The sequence below is a fragment of the Alcanivorax sp. HI0044 genome (assembly GCF_001634945.1).
On sequence record NZ_LWEZ01000339.1, the window covers coordinates 1 to 829 of the forward strand.

The following is an 829-nucleotide window of genomic DNA, read 5'->3' on the forward strand; positions in this document are numbered from 1 at the left end:
CACGGGCCATTTCGTTCAGGTTGGTGGCGTAATTGTCCAGCGCGCTGGCCGGGGCGCCTTCCGCGCCCGCTTCCATGTCCTGCTCGGTCTCGATGGACGGCTCTGCATCCTGAATCTGGGAAATACCGTGGGCAATAAAGTTAACGATATCCAGGCGGTGAATGTCCTGACAGTTAAGAAAATAGACTGCCTGGCTTTCCTGTTCGTTGAAGATGGCCACCAGCACATTGGCCCCGGTCACTTCCTTCTTGCCGGAAGACTGCACACTGAATACCGCACGCTGCAACACCCGCTGAAAGCCCAGTGTGGGCTGGGTGTCGCGCTCCGGATCGGTATCCGGTAACAGCGGTGTTGAGTCCTCGATAAACTGGGATAACGCATCACGCAATTCATCCAGGTCTGCGGCACAGGCACGCAGGACCTCGACGGCCGCCTCGTTATCCAGCAGCGCCAGCAGCAAATGCTCCACGGTCATAAACTCATGACGGTGGCCACGTGCGTGGCGAAACGCCTCGTTAAGCGTCATTTCAAGTTCTTTGCTGAGCATAAGGCTACCTCACTGCATGGGCCCGCAAGGGCATCAGGCCTGTTCCACCTGACACATCAGCGGATGCTGATTCTCCCGGGCGTATTCCACCACTTGCGTGGCTTTTGTTTCGGCTATGTCCTGGGGATACACCCCGCACACCGCCTTTCCTTCAGTGTGCACGGTGAGCATGACACGGGTGGCCTGCTCACGGCCCAGATTGAAGAAGTCTTCCAGTATCTCTACCACAAAATCCATCGGCGTGTAGTCATCATTCAACATCAACACCTTGTACATGGATGG

At 56.5% G+C, this 829-nt stretch carries 2 protein-coding genes; both read right to left on the bottom strand.

Annotated elements, in window-relative coordinates:
* A partial coding sequence (locus A3730_RS04160) for a Clp protease N-terminal domain-containing protein (RefSeq protein WP_304439459.1) occupies positions 1-547 on the bottom strand: 547 nt, incomplete at its 3' end.
* A 33-nt stretch (positions 548-580) separates the two neighbouring features.
* Positions 581-829: ATP-dependent Clp protease adapter ClpS (gene clpS, locus A3730_RS04165; RefSeq protein WP_063537548.1), on the bottom strand; the 249-nt coding region annotated here is incomplete at its 5' end.